Origin of the sequence: Actinoplanes sp. NPDC051470 (assembly GCF_040682035.1) — a bacterium.
Classification (GTDB): domain Bacteria; phylum Actinomycetota; class Actinomycetes; order Mycobacteriales; family Micromonosporaceae; genus Actinoplanes.
The window spans coordinates 1-14,763 of record NZ_JBFBAA010000045.1 but is presented as its reverse complement, the minus strand read 5'-3'; the positions used below and the strand labels follow the sequence as shown (position 1 = coordinate 14,763).

Here is a 14,763-nt window from a genome sequence, read left to right as displayed (position 1 = left end):
GATCGCGGCGGGCCGGCCGCCGAGCAGAACGGTCAGGTCGGTGGTCATCGTGGGCCTTCGAAGGACTCGAGGTAGGCGTCCAGGTCGATGTCGGGCTGCGGGGCGGGCCGGATGTCCGCATACAGCCCGAGGGCTTCGACGACGCGGAGCACCAGGCCGATCTCGGCGCTCGGCTTGCCCGCCTCCAGGCCCGACAACCATCGACGGCTGACATCCGCCCGCTCGGCCAGCTGCTGCTGGGTGAAACCGGCGGAACGGCGACGCTCACGCAGGTGTCGCCCCAGATCGCCCACATTGCCGACGCGCATGGCCACCCTCCTGTCGTGTGCACGTACGTGCACACCCTACCCGATGAGCACGTACGTGCACATCAATCGGCTTGTGCACGTACGTGCGCATGGGCCGGTGGGCCCGCCGGGTCGCAGAAGGAGCGCGGCGCGTGGTGGGTGGGCATCCGGCGCGGGATGGTCAGGAACGCGAGCGCCCCGCCCGCCACCAGCAGGCCCGCGCAGATCAGCATGGCGTTGCGGTAGACCGGGTGCAGCGTCGACGCCTCGGTCAGGCTGCCGCCGCCCAGGCCCGCGGCCAGCGGCAGCACCGCCACCGCGAGCAGGCCGGCCGCGCGGGCCACGGCGTTGTTCACACCCGAGGCGATGCCGGCGTAGCGGTCCTCCAGGGCGCCCAGGGCGGTCGCCGTGAGCGGGGCGACCAGCAGCGACAGGCCCACCCCGAAGATGATCACCGCGGGCAGGACATTCCCCAGGTACGACGAACCGGCGCCGATCCTCGACAACAGCACCAGGCCGGCCGCGCTGATCAGCGGGCCGGCGGTCATCGGGATGCGCGGGCCGATCCGCTGCGCCAGCGCGCCCGCCCGGGACGACAGCGCGAGCATCAGCACCGTCACCGGGAGCAGCGCGATGCCGCCGGTCAGCGGGCTGAACCCGGCCACCACCTGCAGGTTGAGCACGACCAGGAAGAAGACGCCGCCGTTCGCCGCGTACACCAGGAAGGTGACCAGGTTGGCGCCGCTGAACGCCCGGGACGAGAAAACACCCAGCGGCAGCATCGGATCTTCCGACCGCCGCTCGACCAGCACGAACGCCACCAGCCCGGCCACCCCGGCGGCCAGCGACCCGAGCACCGCGACGCTGCCCGGCCCCTGCTCCGGCCACGCGGTGAAGCCGTAGGTCAGCCCACCCAGCCCGGCCGCCCCGGTCAGCACGCCGGCCACGTCGAGCCGGCGGGCGGCGGCCGGGTTGCGCGACTCCGGCACGTGGCGGGCCGCGACGATCAACACCAGGGCGGCGACGGGTACGTTGATCAGGAAGATCAGCCGCCAGTCGGCCACCTCGACCAGCCAGCCGCCGAGGAACGGCCCCAAGGCGCCGCCGACGCCGCCGAGCCCCGACCACGCGCCGATCGCCCGGGCCCGGTCGCCCGGCTCGAACGACGCCTCCAGGATGGCCAGCGCGCCCGGGGTGAGCAGGGCTCCCCCGATGCCCTGCAACACCCGCGCGGCGATCAGCAGCTCGACGTTCGGCGCCACGCCACACAGCAGCGAGGCGGCCGCGAACCAGCCGACACCGACCAGGAAGACGCGCTTCCGGCCGTACCGATCACCGAGCGACCCACCCAGCAGGATGAGAGACGCCAAGCTCAGCGCGTACCCATTGATCGTCCACTGCAGATCCGCGGCGTCCGCGCCCAGATCTCGGCCGATCGCCGGAAGCGCGATGTTGACCACCGTCGCGTCGATGAACGCGAGACTCGACCCGAGCACCGTGGCGAACAGCACCCAGCGGCCGGCGGCGGTGCCGTACCGGACAAGACCTTGATCCATGCGTCAGTGTTACCGGAAATCCGCGGCGTGGTCGCTGCACCAGTCGCGAAACGCACGGGCCGGGCGCCCGATAATGTGGGCAACGTCCTCGGTGACCGGTTCGCCGGTTCCAACCAGGGACGCCCAGTACGTCAGGGACGCGTCCACGAACCCCTCGTTCCCCCACTCGGCGAGCAACTGCTGCCGCGCGTCCTCCCGCGGCAACTCGACCCACCGCACATCCCGCCCGATCGCCTCCCCGATGAGCCGCACCTGCTCGACCTGCGTCAGGTTCGCGGGCCCGGTCAGATGCGGCCGCCGCCCGTCGAGCGCCCCGCTCAGCAACGCCGTGACCGCGACGTCGGCGATGTCCCGCTCATGGATCAACGCCCGCCGCGCCTCCCCGTACGGCCACCGCACCACCCCGTCATCCCGGATCATCCCCGCCCACCCCAGCGTGTTCGTGGCGAACCCGCCGGGCCGCAGAAACACCCACTCGACCCCGGAGTGCTCGACCGCCTTCTCGACCTCACCCCAGAACCCGTGCTCGGCCCCCGCCGCCGACAGATAGACCACCTTCCGCACCCTGGCGGTGATCGTGGCGACGGCTTCCGCGATCCCGGGCACGGCCGGTCCCGGCCAGACGAGAAACACGGAGTCAACCCCGTCGAGCGCTTGGTCGAGGCGGCCCGGGTCACTCAGATCAGCCGGCACATCCCCACCGCCGCGACTGGAGGTCCGCACCTCGGCCCCGCGCTCAGCCAGCCCCACGGCAACATGCCGGCCCACGTTCCCGGTAGCACCCGTAACGAGAATCATGCCGAGACCCTCACACCTCAAGCTCACTTCAAGTCAACCGCGCCGCCCCCGCCCGCCCCGCCTCCGCCCGCCCCGCCTCCGCCCGCCCCGTCACCGCCCAGCCCCGTCACCGCCCACGCCCCGCCGGCCCTCGCCGCAGCCCAGCTCCACCGCCGCGTCCCGGTCCTCGCCAGGCCCCGCGCGGCCGCCGCGCCCCTCGTTGCCCGCCCGTCGCCGCCCAGCCCGCCCCGCGCCGCCGCCGCCAACGCCCACCTCGGTGGTGGGTGGGTTGCGCGCATCGACGAGCCGCCGCCTCCCCCACCCCGGCACTGGGTGGGCAGGAAAGCTAGCACCTCCGACCGCCGCCCTCGCGGCGTTGTCCACAGGCTGTGGACAACGCGGAAGCGCCGCGTCGGGGATCATCGGCTGATGTCTTCCATGAGTGGCCGCGTCGTGCTCGTCACCGGCGCCAGTCGGCGAATCGCCATCGGTGCCGCCATCGCCCGCCGGGCCGTCGCCGACGGCGCCTCGGTCTTCCTGCATTCGTGGACGCCCTATGACGCCGAGCAACCCTGGGGCGGCGACACCCCGAACGCCTTGGTCGACGAGCTCCGGGCGGCCGGCGGCGACGTCGCCCATCTCGAAGCCGACCTGGCCGACGCCGGCGCGCCGGCAACCCTGATCACGGCCGCCCGCGAGGCCTTCGGCCATGTCGACGCCGTCGTCGCCAACCATGCCCGCGGCTTCGGCCAGTCGCTCGAGGAGCTGACCGCCGCCGAGCTCGACGTCACCTACGCGGTCAACACGCGCGCGACCCTGCTGCTGACGCAGGCCTTCGCCGCGCAGCATGATGATGCGCGGCCGGGCGGGCGGGTGCTGTTCTTCACGTCGGGGCAGTATCACGGCGCCCAGCCGGGCGAGCTGCCCTACATCGCGTCCAAGGCGGCCCTGCATGAGGTGACCCGCAGCCTCGCGGTGCATCTGATTCCCCGGGGCATCACGGTCAACTGTGTCAACCCGGGTCCCAACGAGACCGGCTGGGCCGACGCCGCGACCCGTGCCGAGGTCACCGCGCTCACGCCGGGCGGGCGGTGGAGCACGCCGTCGGACACGGCGAAGCTGGTGGCCTGGTTGCTGAGCGACGAGGCGGCCTGGGTCACCGGCCAGACCATCGCCTCCGATGGTGGGTGGTCAGCCCGCTGAGCGTGTTTCATAACCGTCGGCCGCGGAACACCGACATACAACACCTGCCGTCAGGCGCGCTCTGGGCCACGCCGATGCCCTGGCCGGGTCATGAAGCACGGCTCAGGCGCATGGACGGTCGCGCGGGCGCCTGGTGGATGGAGTGCCGCGCCGCCAGCATCGCGGCCGTGGCCGCGGACGCCGAGCGGCCGGGTGCCGTGGTGCGCCGCAGCAGCAGGTTGTCCAGGCGGGTGGCCAGTTCGGAGCGGTGGAACGGCTTGGTCAGGTAGTCGTCGGCGCCGGCTTCCATGGCCGCGAGGATGCGGTGGTCGTTGACGTCGGCCGTGACGAGCATGATGGGCAGGGCGGCGGTGGCCGGCGAGACGCGCAGGCGGCGGCAGAAGTCGATGCCGGACTCGCCGGGCATGCGGACGTCGAGCAGCAGCGCGTCGATGCCGCCGCGGGCGATCAGGTCGGAGGCGTGGCCGGTGTCGGCGGCGGCGACCACCTCGTGGCCGAACCGCCGCAGCGACAGCGCCATCAGCTCGCGGTGGTCCGCGTCGTCGTCGGCGACGAGCACTGTAACCATGGCGGATCCCCGATCAGAGAAAGCTAGAGCCGTACAGCAGGACTGTTCGGCACGTCCGCGAAATCCGCTGAGGGCTTGTGGTCAATGAGGTTGGCCGGGTCGGTGGGGCTGGTGCGGCCGGCCCGCCGTCTCATCAGTACGCGGACGACCTCGACGGCACCGGTGATCAGCAGGGACAGGCCGACGCCGGCGAGGATGCCGACCACCGGGTTGTGGGCGAACGCCGTGCCGCCGAGCAGCCCGATCACGCCGCTGTAGGCCGCCCACAGCACGCCGCCGAGGACGGTGGCGCGGGTGAAGCGGCGCAGCGGGTAGCCGGCCGTGCCGCTGGCCAGGGTGACCGCGGTGCGCCCGCCGGGGATGAACCGGGACGCCACGATCATCGAGCCGCCGCGCTTGTCGAGCTGCCGGGAGATGTGGGCCACAGCCGCGGCGAGGCGGCGGGAGCGGCCGATCAGGCGCGGGCCCAGAACACTGCGGCCGATCGCGTACGAGATGTGGTCACCGACGATGGCCCCCACCGCGGCCACGGCCATGATCAGCCAGATGTTGGGTGTGCCGGTGGAGGCGGCGAAGACCCCGGCGCCGATCACCGCGCCCTCGGCGGGGATGGCCGGGAAGAGCACGTCGCCCGCCGCCATGCCCGCGGTGATCGGGTAGATCCACGGGGACGTCATCCACGGCTCGATCATCGCGAGCAGATCCACCATCACGCCACCTCGGCGATCGTCGGGGGTGCGTTCGGCACCATCGTGGTTGCGGGGGGCGACAGGGCGGTTACCGGCCGATCGCCATGAGGCGAAGCGGAGACGGACGTAAGCGGTCGAAGTTCGCGTGCGGTCAGCGCCAGCAGCACCAGGATCAGGGCGAAGAGCACGCGTTCGGTGAGGCCGGCGTACGGGACGACGTCCTCGCCGAGCAGCACCGCCGGCCCGTGCAGCAGGCCGAAGAGCCCGGCGGCCCCGGCGGTGGTCCAGGCCGCGATCCGCAGCCGGCGGGTGCGGGCCACGAGCAGACCCACGACCGGGGGTACGACCGCAAGCATCGCCGCCCCGTACCGGTGGATCACCGCCGCCGTGTCCACCGGCATCCCGGGCGGGTTGGTCGGGAACACCACGATCGCCGCCAGCGCGGCCGACCACACACCGAGCAGGGTCGGCACGAGCCGGCGCCAGGGCCCGTGCCGGGCGGCCTCGACGGCGAGCGAACCCGCCACCGCGACCAGCCCGGCGCAGGCGATGCCGAGCAGCACCGCACCGGGCACCGACACCACCGCGTCGCTGAGCATCGTGTTGACCGGGTCGAGGTTGGCCACCAGGTGCAGGCTCACCCCGGCCACGACGCACACCGCCAGGCCGAGCATCACCAGCGGCGTCATGCCGCTTCCAGGACGGCCGGCTGGGTCCGCAGCGCGTACAGGCGCTCGAACTCCTTCACGGTGGTGGCCACGTCGTGTCGCTCGGCGATCGCTCTGCTACGTACCCCCATCTCGGCCTTCTTGTGGTGGTCGGACAGCACGGTTGTCAGGTGCTCGGCGAGTCGGTCATGGTCGCCCGGGGGGAACAGGAAGCCGTTGTGGCCGTGGTGCACGAGGTGCGGCAGCGCGGACGCGTCGGCGCCGAGGACGGGCAGACCGGCCGCCATCGCCTCGAGGACCACGAGACTCTGCAGCTCGGCCGTGCCCGCGTTGACGAAGACGTCGGCGGCGGAGTAGGCGGCGGGCAGGTCGGCGTCGGCCACGAAGCCGGTGAAGATCAGCCCGTCGGCCACGCCCAGCCGCTGGGCCAGCGCCTCCAGCCGGTGCTGCTGGTCACCCTGGCCGATCAGCACGAGCTGGGCGTCGGCGACCCTGCGGCGGACCATGGGGAGCGCCCGGACCAGCACGTCCAGGTTCTTCTCCTTGTCCAGGCGCCCGACGTAGGCGATGGTCGGCCGCTGCGGCACCCGGTACTTGAGCCGGAACGCGGCGGCCGGCGTGCCCACCCGGAACCGGGACAGGTCCATGCCGCAGGAGATCGGCAGCACCGGCCCGGGCACACCCTTGCGCTCGGCCAGCGCGGCCGCGTACGGCGTGGGCGCGGTCACCACGTCGGCCTTGGTGAACACCTTGGCGCAGTCCCGCCACGCCCACGCCTCCACCTTCTCCAGCAGTGCGCCGCGCACCGGCAGGTAGTGCGACAGGTTCTCGGGCATGAAGTGGTTGGTGGCGATCACCGGGATGCCGAGTTCGTTGGCGGCGGTGATGACGGCCCGGCTGAGCAGCATGTGGCTCTGCGCGTGCACCACGTCGGGCCGGACGAACTCCAGGATCTTCCGGGCCGAGGTGACCAGCCCGACCGGGGCGCAGAACCGGAATCCCTTGCGCCGCAGGACCGGCAGCGACCGGACCCGGTGCTCGACCACGCCGTCGACGAAGACGGTGCGGCTCTCGGCCGACGTCGCCGGGCAGACGACGTGCACCTGGTGGGCCGGGACGAGCGCGTGGGCGAGACGCTGGGCGAAGTAGGAGGCGCCGTTGACGTCGGGTGCGTACGTGTCGGCAGCGATGAGAATGCGCATGTCAGAAAACCCCTCAGAGAGCCGGTGTTACTCGAAATCGACGCCCGGCCCACCGCCGGACGAGAAGGTGGATCGAGGTCACGACGACGGCCAGCCCCACCGTGCAGGCGATCGCCGTGGCCGGGGAGTTGAGCAGGTCGGCGGCCTGCCGTCCGAAGATCACGCCGAGGCCGATCAGCACCCCGGCCCGGATCGCGCTGGCCAGGCCCACCCAGCCGACGAACCGGCGGTACGGGATCCGGGCCAGCCCGGCGGCCAGGTACGCGGGTATCGCCGCCAGGTCGATCGCCTTGGCCCCGGCGACCACCCTGGGCAGGTTGTCCACGACGGCGCCGGTGAGCCGTACCCGGCGCTTCTCGGTCAGCCCGAGCCGGCGCAGCAGGCGGGCGATCCGTGGCCGGGTGCCGAACCGGCCGAGCAGGTAGAGCGCGCTGTCCGCGGCCACGTCGGCGACCACGACGATCAGCAGGATCGGCCAGAACGCGGCCAGACCGGCGCCGACCAGCGACCCGGCGAGCACCGTCGCGGCCGGCCCCTCGGCCAGCACAAGCGGTCCCAGCAGGGTGTACGGGTGGTCGACCACCGCGTTCCAGAGCACCTGTGCCACATCCATGGCGGTGACTATGGGTTCGAGGCCGTACCCCTCGCGTCCCTCCGGGGTTTCATCCGCACCCATACCGCGGAGTGACGTGACGCCTCTTCACCCCTAGGTACGGTCAGGTAGTGGTTGACATGCGGATGCGACGGCCGTCGCCCACCCTGCTCTGGTGGTTCGTCACCGGCACGCTGGGCGTGGCGGTGCTGGTCGTGTCCGTGCCGATCGCGGCGTCGGCGTACGACGTGCCGTTGCTCATCTCGTTCGTGGCCGCGACCGCGCAGGGTGTGGCCATCCCGCTGACGCTCAGCCGGCCGGTCGAGGCCACCGTGATCCAGTTCGCCGGGGTGGCGACGTTCGCCCTGGCCATGCCGGTCAACCCGGGCCTGACCTGGCCGCTGACGATTCCGGGGATGATCGCGTTGATCCTGCATGTGGGCCTGGTCGGCGCCCGGCACAGCTGGCGGGCCGGGATGGTCGCCTGGTGGGCCAGCTCGCTGATGCTGATCCTGATCGGGGTGCTCGACTCGCGGGGGATGGCCGCCCGCAACGCCGACGTCACGATGATCATCTACAGCACCGACTCGGCGCTGCTGCTGATCGCGGCGATGGTGGTGCGGCACTGGTCCGGGATCCGCCGGCAGCTGGCCGAGGCCCGCCGGGACGTGGCGGTCGAGCAGAGTCAGCGGGCGGTCGCCGAGGAACGCACCCGGATCGCCCGCGAACTGCACGACGTGGTCGCGCACAGCATGTCGGTCATCCACATGCAGGCGACGTCGGCGTCGTACCGGCTGAAGAACGCCGACCCGGAGTCGAAGGCCGAGTTCACCCGGATCGCGGCGAACGCGCGGTCGGCGATGCGGGAGATGCGCCAGCTGTTGTCGGTGCTGCGGGACGAGAGCAGCGGCGCGACGCTGGCGCCGGTGCCGGGGCTGGACCGGATCGAGGATCTGGCCGCGTCGACGCGGCTGGCCGGCGTACCCGTCGATCTGACGATGTCTGTGATCCCGGATATCCCCGACACAGTGGCCGCCGCGGCCTACCGGATTGTCCAGGAGTCGCTGAGCAACGTGATCCGGCACGCGCCGGGGGCAGCCGCCGACGTGTCGGTGACGTTCGATGGTGGCGCTCTGTCGCTGGTCATCCGAAATGACCCGACCGAGACGAAGAACGACCCGGCGCCGGGCGGGCACGGCATCCACGGCATGCGGGAACGGGTTCGCATGCTTGGTGGATCATTGGAGACCGGCCCACTGCCCGAGGGTGGTTACCGGGTGGCGGCGAGACTGCCGGTGGGAGGGGTGGCGTGATCCGGATCCTGATCGTGGACGACCAGTCGATGATCCGCGTCGGCATCCGGGCGATCCTCGAGTCGCAGGACGACATGACCGTGGTCGGCGAGGCCGAGAACGGGCGCGCCGGCATCGACAAGACCCGTGGCCTGCGGCCCGACCTGGTGCTGATGGACGTACGCATGCCGGTCCTGGACGGGCTGGCCGCGACGAGCGCGCTGCTCGGGCCGGAACGCGCCGAGGGCCACCACCCGCGGGTGCTGATGCTGACCACGTTCGACCTGGACGACTACATCTACGAGGCGCTGCGGGCGGGCGCCTCGGGCTTCCTGCTCAAGGACAGTGAGCCGGACGAGCTGCTCCAGGCCGTACGTGTGGTCGCGGGCGGCGAGGCCCTGCTCTCGCCCAGCGTGACCCGCCGCCTGATCGAGAACTTCGTCGCCGCCCGCCCCCGCGCCACCACCGGATCGACCCAGCTCAACGGCCTGACCGACCGCGAGCGCGAGGTGCTGCGGCTGATCGCCCTGGGCCGCTCGAACGCCGAGATCGCGGCCGAGTTGTTCATCGCCGAGCAGACCACCAAGACGCACGTCAGCCGCATCCTGGGCAAGCTCGGCCTGCGCGACCGGGTGCAGGCGGTGGTCTTCGGCTACGAGTCCGGTCTGGTGGTTCCGGGCAGCCGTTAGGGCAGGTGCGCGCTCATCGCCGCCGCCCCTTCTCGGCCGTCTTGTAGGTGACCAGCGGCAGGGTGCTCAGGATCGGCGTGGCCAGGCCGAAGGCGACCAGATCGTCGATCACCCGCTCGATCTTCTTGTACGCCGTCGGCGCCTCCTCGAAGAGCAGTTGCCGATCGCCGCACACCACCAGCGACCCGACCGGCGTCCGGCGCAGCTCCTCGACGGTGTGCTTGGCCTTGCCCCGGGTCAGCGCGTCGGAGCGGGACATCTTGCGGCCCGCGCCGTGGGCCACCGACCAGTTCGCCTCCGGACCGGCGTGCGCCGCGACCAGGAACGAGGGTGTGCCCCGGGTGCCGGCGATCAGCACGTCCCGGCCGTCGCCCCGGGCCGCGCCCTTGCGGTGCAGGTAGTGGCCGTCGTCTTCGTTGTTCTGGAGGACCTCGACCAGGTTGTGGCACTCGTCGACGACCGCCTCGCCGATGTCGGCGCCGATCGCCTCGCCGACCCGGGCCGCCAGCAGGCGGCGGTTCAGCGAACCCCAGCGCACCGCGTCGTCGTGCGCGGCCAGGTAGGCGGCCGGATCTTCGGCCGGGCCGGCGCCGTGCGTCTCGGTGTGCGCGCGCAGGATGCGCTCGCCGAGCCCGCGCGAACCGCTGTGGACGATCAGGACCAGGTCGCCCCAGGCCAGGCCGGCCCGCTCGGCGTGGACGGCGTCGAGCACGGCGTCGACCCGGGCCAGCTCGACGAAGTGGTTGCCCCGGCCGACCGTACCCAGGCTGTCGGTGTGTCCGGCCGGAATCTCCTCGTCCACCTCGGCCGGGTCGACGGCCCGGTCCAGGTCGGGGAACCGGGCGGCCAGCTTCTCGGGGACGGCCCGCTTGAGGCCGACCGGGAAGACCGCGATGCCGCAGCCGATGTCGGAACCGACCAGGAAGGGATAAAGCACCCGCGAGCGCATGGCCGCGCCGATCGGGGCGCCCTTGCCGGGGTGCAGGTCGGGCATCCCGGCGACGTGCAGCATGCCGTCGAGGGCGGCCACCTGGTGACACTGAGCGACCGCGTCGGACTCGATCCAGCTGGACGAGGACGCGAGGAGGTGAACTGACAAAACGACGTTCTCCCTGGAAGCGGGCGGGACGGGCGGTGTGTGGCGTGGGTGCTCCGTCAGAACGTCATGCCGAAAACGATGCCCTACGTGATCACCACCGGCAATCGATTTTCCGCTCATCCACAGGGGCCTCCCCGGTGAGCGTTCTCGCATAGGCTCGGATCCTCAGTGGACCATCACCCAGCGGGGGTTCGACTCGCATGCTCAGAAGACTCTTATCCGCCGGCCTGCTCGCCGCCGGCCTGATCCTCGTCGCGCCGACCACGCCGGCCGCCGCGGCCAACGTGATCGTCGCGCCGTCACCCGAGACCGGCACCGTCCGGGGCGTCTTCACCGACCAGGCCGGCGCCCCCATCGCCGGCGCGTCGGTGACCTCACGAAGCCCGGAGTTCGACGGCCGCACCAGCTCGGCGACCACCGACGCGCGCGGCCGCTATCAGCTCAACAGCGTTCCGGCCGGGCCGATCACGGTGTCCTTCACCCACGAGCGCGTGACCCAGTACGCCCCCGGCAAGCCGCAGGCCCAGGCTGGGCTTTTCACCGTGGTGCCCGGCCTGACCACGGTCATCGACGAGCGCAAGGTCCCGACCGGCACCGTCCAGGGCCGGCTCACCACCGCCGCCGGCGCCCCGGTCACCAACGGCTCGACCTCGATCACCACGCCGTTCGGTCAGCTGTACCTGGCCGCCCGCACCGACGACGACGGGCGCTACGCGGTCGCCGGCGTGCCCGCGGGCCCGCTGACGATCTCGTTCAACGCCAACTCCCTCACCCAATGGGGACACGACGCCGGCAGCGCGCCGGCCGCCACCACCTTCACGCTGACCGCCGGCGAGCGGCTGACGATCGACGAGAGTCTGCTGCCGACCGGCACGCTGACCGGGAAGATCAACCGCACCACCCGGCCGGTGACGGTGTACGCCTACCAGGTCGACGGCACGAACTTCGTCGGCGGGCAGACCGCCGCCGACGGCACCTTCAGCCTGACCGTGCCGGTCGGCCGCTGGCAGGTGAGGATCGCCTCCTACCAGTGGGTGCCCGGCCAGATCGACCGCGCCGACGCCCAGATCTTCGAGGTCAGGGCCGGGCGGCCGACCCGGCTGCACGACCGGATGCGGCCGACCGGCCAGCTGAGGGTGGCGCTGCGTACCCCGGGCCTGCGCCTGTCCCGGTGGACGTTCGGCGTCTGGCACGACGGTGAGCTGATCGCTTCCACCCGCGGCACGACGCTGGGCCGGAACTACTTCAACACCCTGCTTCCCGGCGAGTACATCTTCGGCTACACCTCGGGCGCCGGCACCACCTTCTACGCGCCGGGCACGGTCCGGATCGAGAACGCCACCCGGGTCAAGGTGCGACCCGGCAAGCGGAAGCAGATCTGGGCCTACCAGCCCGCCGGCGGCACCCTCACCGGCACGGTGACCCTGCCGACCGGCGAGCCCCTGCCCGGCATCAAGGTCCGGGCCGACGCCGCCGTCGACGGCGTGACGCTCGGCTACACCGCCACCACCGGCCCCGACGGCACCTGGCGGATGAACGGTGTGTTCCCGGAGACCTACCGGCTCACGCTCACCAACCCGACCGGCAAGCTGACCCAGGACGGCGGACTGGTCACCACCTCGTCCGGCGGCACGGCGACGGTGGACACCGCCTGGCAGCGGGGCGGCGCGGTCACCGTCACCGCGGTCGACGCCGAGACCGGCGCGCCGGTCACCGGCTTCTGCGCCACCGTGATCGCGAAGTCCGGCGAATACTGCACCCCCGGCTCGACCGTGACCGCCGCCGGCCTCGCCGCCGGCCCGACCCTGCTCACGCTGACCCCGCGAGGCGGCGACAAGGACCACCTCGTCACCCGCGACGTCGCGGTGACGGTCACCGATGGCGGGAACACCCGGGTGACGGTGCCGGTGACCCTCGGTGGCCGGCTTCACCTGGAGGTTCACGACCGGGCGACCGGAGCGCCGTTCGACAGCGCGTGCATCGTGGCGGTCGAGGTGGGAACCGGCACCGGAACGCCCGGCTCCTCCTGCACCAACCGGAACGGCAAGGCCACCACCGCGGCCCTGCCGGTCGGCGTCTACCAGTTGTTCGTCCGGGGCACCAGCTCGTCCGGGTCGCAGTGGTACACCCCCGAGGGCGGCACCGGCGACCAACGCGAGGCGACCAAGTTCCGGGTGAGGGCCGGCCACACCATCAAGGCCGGCACGGCGCTGCTCGACCGGGCCGGCACGGTCAGCGGCGTGGTCCGTGACCCGGCCGGGCAGCCGGTGGCGGGCGTCAACGTCGGGGTCCTGGCCCACGAACTCCCCGGGGCCGCCCGCACCCCGCTCGCCACCACCGACAACCAGGGGCGATACACGTTGCGCGACCTCGGGCCGTACTCGTGGCCGCTGCTCTTCACCCCGGCCTGGGACCTGCCGCGGCAGTTCTCCGGCGCCACCGGAAACCGCTTCCAGGCCGAGACGATCGCGCTGACCAGCGGCGCCACCACCCCCTACGACATGGCGCTGTCGGCCGGCACCACGGTCAGCGGCACGGTCACCGTGAAGCCGGGCGGTCCGGCGTGGAGCGGCGGCCGGCTGAAGGCCCGCAACGTGGCCAGCGGTGACCTGCTCGCGGTGGTCGACGTTCCCGGTCAGGGCGGCGACTACGAGTTCACGGTGATCGGCGGCCGGCCGGTGACCATCGACTGGCACCTGGCCAACCCGGTGACCAAGGCCGCCGGGCAGCACGAGGGCCCGGTCAGCGTTCCCGCGGAGGGCGCCAAGCGGCTCGACCTGACCATCGGCTGACCCGTCGCGGGCGGGCCTCCAATCTGGACGCCCGCCCGCCGCGGGGTAGCGTGTGAACGGACGTTTACCGACTCGGAGGGGACGCGCCATGACCCAGCAGGACTTCGCTGACCCGTTGTTCGCGGCGAACCCCTATCCGGTCTATGCCGAGTGGCAGGCCGAAGGCCCGATCCGGCGGGTCAGCATGCCCCGCGGCTTCGACGCGTGGCTGGTCACCCGCTATGAGGACGCGCGCAAGGCGCTGACCGACCCGCGGCTGTCCAAGGCGCCGCGCGGCCCGCAGTCGCATGCCGTCGACACCGCGATCAGCCGGCACATGCTGGCCACCGACCCGCCCGACCACACCCGCCTGCGCAAGCTGGTCGCGGCCACGTTCACCACCCGGCGGATCGAGGCGCTGCGGCCCCGCATCGAGGAGATCACCGACGCCCTGCTCGACGCGATGAGCTCACACGACCGGGTCGACCTGATCGACGCGTTCGCGTTCCCGCTGCCCATCCAGGTGATCTGCGAGCTGCTCGGCATCCCCGCGGAAGACCAGGACAAGTTCCGCTCCTGGTCCAACGACATCGTGTCCGGTTCGGAGGTGACCGGCCCGGAACGCATGCAATCGTCCATGGGGTCGCTGATCGGCTACATCCGGGGCCTCATCGAGTACCGCCGCGGCAACCTCGGCGACGACCTGCTCTCCGGCCTGATCGCGGTGCGCGACAGCGATGACCGGCTCACCGAGAACGAGCTCACCTCAATGGTGTTCCTGCTGCTCATCGCCGGCCACGAGACCACCGTCAACCTGATCGGCAACGGCACCTACCTGCTGCTCAGCGACCGCGACCGCTGGGAGCGGCTGCGCGCCGACCGTGGCCTGCTGCCCGGCGCGATCGAGGAGTTCCTGCGTTACGAGGGCCCGGTCGAGCTCTCCACCGGCCGCGTCGCCACCGAAGACTTCGAACTGGCCGGCCAGCAGATCCGCGCCGGCGACGTGGTGCTGGTCGCGCTGGCCGCCGCCAACCGCGACCCGGCCCGCTTCGACGCCCCCGACGAGCTCCGCTTCGACCGTCCGTCCAACGCCCACATCGGCTTCGGCCACGGCCTGCACTACTGCCTGGGCGCGCCCCTGGCCCGCCTCGAGGCGGTGATCGCCTTCGACAAGCTCCTCGACCGCTTCCCCGACCTCCGCCTGGCCGTCCCGCCCTCCGAACTGTCCTGGCGCCCCGGCCTGCTCCTCCGAGGCCTCCACGACCTGCCGGTCACCCTCTAACTCGAAAATCGACCGTGACCAGATACGCGGCAGCATCCCGCGGCGCGAAGCGGCGTGGGATGGGTCTTGGTTGAAGCGGTGACTTATG

At 72.1% G+C, this 14,763-nt stretch carries 14 protein-coding genes; 5 read left to right on the top strand and 9 right to left on the bottom strand.

What is annotated here, in order from left to right; all coding sequences use genetic code 11:
• Positions 1–44: 44 nt before the first annotated feature.
• The 3 genes from AB0M54_RS43790 to AB0M54_RS43780 all read right to left on the bottom strand — a co-directional run bounded on the left by AB0M54_RS43790 (position 45) and on the right by AB0M54_RS43780 (position 2,641).
• Positions 45–308 carry a helix-turn-helix domain-containing protein gene (locus AB0M54_RS43790; RefSeq protein WP_364333378.1) on the bottom strand — a complete coding sequence of 88 codons (264 nt, stop codon included), beginning with the start codon at positions 306–308 and terminating at the stop codon, positions 45–47.
• A 62-nt stretch (positions 309–370) separates the two neighbouring features.
• Positions 371–1,843 (bottom strand): DHA2 family efflux MFS transporter permease subunit, encoded by a 1,473-nt coding sequence (locus AB0M54_RS43785; RefSeq protein WP_364478490.1) that lies wholly within the window; start codon positions 1,841–1,843, stop codon positions 371–373.
• Between the two features lie 9 nt (positions 1,844–1,852).
• Complete coding sequence (locus AB0M54_RS43780; protein WP_364333372.1) at positions 1,853–2,641, bottom strand: NAD(P)H-binding protein; 789 nt, start codon at positions 2,639–2,641, stop codon at positions 1,853–1,855.
• Positions 2,642–3,049: 408 nt separating this feature from the next.
• On the opposite strand from AB0M54_RS43780, the gene AB0M54_RS43775 reads away from it, so the two are divergent.
• Positions 3,050–3,823, top strand: coding sequence for an SDR family oxidoreductase (locus AB0M54_RS43775; RefSeq protein WP_364333369.1), 774 nt, complete (start codon positions 3,050–3,052; stop codon positions 3,821–3,823).
• Between the two features lie 88 nt (positions 3,824–3,911).
• Here the strand turns inward: AB0M54_RS43775 and AB0M54_RS43770 are convergent, their stop codons facing one another.
• Genes AB0M54_RS43770 through AB0M54_RS43750 form a run of 5 tightly spaced genes read right to left on the bottom strand, consistent with a single transcriptional unit; the run spans position 3,912 to position 7,563 of the window.
• Positions 3,912–4,391, bottom strand: a complete 480-nt coding sequence (locus AB0M54_RS43770) for a response regulator (RefSeq protein WP_364478487.1) — start codon at positions 4,389–4,391, stop codon at positions 3,912–3,914.
• 23 nt (positions 4,392–4,414) lie between these two features.
• Positions 4,415–5,101 carry a DedA family protein gene (locus AB0M54_RS43765; protein WP_364333363.1) on the bottom strand — a complete coding sequence of 229 codons (687 nt, stop codon included), beginning with the start codon at positions 5,099–5,101 and terminating at the stop codon, positions 4,415–4,417.
• On the bottom strand, positions 5,101–5,769 hold the full coding sequence (locus tag AB0M54_RS43760) for a DUF998 domain-containing protein (protein WP_364333360.1): 669 nt from the start codon (positions 5,767–5,769) through the stop codon (positions 5,101–5,103). Before AB0M54_RS43760 ends, AB0M54_RS43765 begins: the two co-directional genes overlap by 1 nt.
• The gene (locus AB0M54_RS43755) at positions 5,766–6,950 is read right to left on the bottom strand and encodes a glycosyltransferase (protein ID WP_364478484.1); all 1,185 of its coding nucleotides are present in this window, start codon (positions 6,948–6,950) and stop codon (positions 5,766–5,768) included. Before AB0M54_RS43755 ends, AB0M54_RS43760 begins: the two co-directional genes overlap by 4 nt.
• 13 nt (positions 6,951–6,963) lie before the next feature.
• Positions 6,964–7,563, bottom strand: coding sequence for a VTT domain-containing protein (locus tag AB0M54_RS43750; RefSeq protein WP_364333354.1), 600 nt, complete (start codon positions 7,561–7,563; stop codon positions 6,964–6,966).
• Positions 7,564–7,682: 119 nt separating this feature from the next.
• On the opposite strand from AB0M54_RS43750, the gene AB0M54_RS43745 reads away from it, so the two are divergent.
• Together AB0M54_RS43745 and AB0M54_RS43740 are read left to right on the top strand one after the other, a co-directional pair.
• Positions 7,683–8,855 carry a sensor histidine kinase gene (locus AB0M54_RS43745; RefSeq protein WP_364333351.1) on the top strand — a complete coding sequence of 391 codons (1,173 nt, stop codon included), beginning with the start codon at positions 7,683–7,685 and terminating at the stop codon, positions 8,853–8,855.
• On the top strand, positions 8,852–9,523 hold the full coding sequence (locus AB0M54_RS43740; RefSeq protein WP_364333348.1) for a response regulator transcription factor: 672 nt from the start codon (positions 8,852–8,854) through the stop codon (positions 9,521–9,523). Before AB0M54_RS43745 ends, AB0M54_RS43740 begins: the two co-directional genes overlap by 4 nt.
• Before the next feature lie 13 nt (positions 9,524–9,536).
• Here AB0M54_RS43740 and AB0M54_RS43735 read toward each other — a convergent pair whose 3' ends face one another.
• Positions 9,537–10,622: an RNA ligase RtcB family protein gene (locus tag AB0M54_RS43735; RefSeq protein WP_364478481.1), complete on the bottom strand. Its 1,086-nt coding sequence runs from the start codon at positions 10,620–10,622 to the stop codon at positions 9,537–9,539.
• A 200-nt stretch (positions 10,623–10,822) separates the two neighbouring features.
• Here AB0M54_RS43735 and AB0M54_RS43730 point away from each other — a divergent pair, with 200 nt between their 5' ends.
• Positions 10,823–13,414 carry a carboxypeptidase regulatory-like domain-containing protein gene (locus tag AB0M54_RS43730; RefSeq protein WP_364478478.1) on the top strand — a complete coding sequence of 864 codons (2,592 nt, stop codon included), beginning with the start codon at positions 10,823–10,825 and terminating at the stop codon, positions 13,412–13,414.
• Positions 13,415–13,502: 88 nt separating this feature from the next.
• A complete protein-coding gene (locus AB0M54_RS43725) occupies positions 13,503–14,675 on the top strand; it encodes a cytochrome P450 (RefSeq protein WP_364478475.1) in 1,173 nt (390 codons plus the stop codon).
• The last annotated feature ends 88 nt before the right edge of the window (positions 14,676–14,763 follow it).

What these genes read in the sequence shown, in the direction of transcription:
- AB0M54_RS43750 (WP_364333354.1), bottom strand. Translation starts at nt 7,563, where the DNA reads ATGGATGTGGCACAGGTGCTCTGGAACGCGGTGGTCGACCACCCGTAC.
- AB0M54_RS43755 (WP_364478484.1), bottom strand. Translation starts at nt 6,950, where the DNA reads ATGCGCATTCTCATCGCTGCCGACACGTACGCACCCGACGTCAACGGC.
- AB0M54_RS43765 (WP_364333363.1), bottom strand. Translation starts at nt 5,101, where the DNA reads ATGGTGGATCTGCTCGCGATGATCGAGCCGTGGATGACGTCCCCGTGG.
- AB0M54_RS43780 (WP_364333372.1), bottom strand. Translation starts at nt 2,641, where the DNA reads ATGATTCTCGTTACGGGTGCTACCGGGAACGTGGGCCGGCATGTTGCC.
- AB0M54_RS43745 (WP_364333351.1), top strand. Translation starts at nt 7,683, where the DNA reads ATGCGGATGCGACGGCCGTCGCCCACCCTGCTCTGGTGGTTCGTCACC.
- AB0M54_RS43730 (WP_364478478.1), top strand. Translation starts at nt 10,823, where the DNA reads ATGCTCAGAAGACTCTTATCCGCCGGCCTGCTCGCCGCCGGCCTGATC.
- AB0M54_RS43790 (WP_364333378.1), bottom strand. Translation starts at nt 308, where the DNA reads ATGCGCGTCGGCAATGTGGGCGATCTGGGGCGACACCTGCGTGAGCGT.
- AB0M54_RS43760 (WP_364333360.1), bottom strand. Translation starts at nt 5,769, where the DNA reads ATGACGCCGCTGGTGATGCTCGGCCTGGCGGTGTGCGTCGTGGCCGGG.
- AB0M54_RS43785 (WP_364478490.1), bottom strand. Translation starts at nt 1,843, where the DNA reads ATGGATCAAGGTCTTGTCCGGTACGGCACCGCCGCCGGCCGCTGGGTG.
- AB0M54_RS43770 (WP_364478487.1), bottom strand. Translation starts at nt 4,391, where the DNA reads ATGGTTACAGTGCTCGTCGCCGACGACGACGCGGACCACCGCGAGCTG.
- AB0M54_RS43775 (WP_364333369.1), top strand. Translation starts at nt 3,050, where the DNA reads ATGTCTTCCATGAGTGGCCGCGTCGTGCTCGTCACCGGCGCCAGTCGG.
- AB0M54_RS43725 (WP_364478475.1), top strand. Translation starts at nt 13,503, where the DNA reads ATGACCCAGCAGGACTTCGCTGACCCGTTGTTCGCGGCGAACCCCTAT.